The sequence below is a fragment of the Pseudomonas sp. SIMBA_068 genome, assembly GCF_046534705.1.
Taxonomy (GTDB): domain Bacteria; phylum Pseudomonadota; class Gammaproteobacteria; order Pseudomonadales; family Pseudomonadaceae; genus Aquipseudomonas; species Aquipseudomonas putida.
Map to the genome: position 1 here is coordinate 1 of NZ_JAWRYI010000066.1, position 441 is coordinate 441.

Below are 441 nucleotides of genomic sequence, written 5' to 3' on the forward strand. Positions count from 1 at the left end.
GAACACCGTGACCAGCGACAGCACCACACACAGCGCAGCCAGGGCGATCAGCACATCCTGGCGGTCCTTGCGGTCGGACCAGCGCCCGACCGGGTATTGCAGCAGCATGGCGCCGAGGATCACCCAAGCCATCATGTTGCCGACCTCGCCCACCTCCAGGCCGATGCGTTGCAGGTACAGCGGCAGCAGGGAATAGATCCCGGCAATGGCCACACCCGAACCGAAGCAGCCCACCAGGCCCGACGGTGCTACACCCAGCAGCTGGCGGGGTTTGAGCGGTTCGACCTGGTCCAGCAGGGGCGATACCCGCGGCAAGATCACGATAGGCAGCACCGACAGCGCAGCCAGTACGCCAGCCAGCATGAAGGGGGCGGTGTCACCCAGTTGGGTGATTTCGCCAAGGCCGGCCTGGGCGATTACCCCGGCGCCGTAGAAGGCGAT

At 66.0% G+C, this 441-nt stretch carries 1 protein-coding gene; it reads right to left on the reverse strand.

Going from position 1 to position 441, the window contains the following annotated elements:
• On the reverse strand, positions 1 to 441 hold a 441-nt coding region (locus SB756_RS28160), incomplete at both ends, for an MFS transporter (protein ID WP_410912771.1).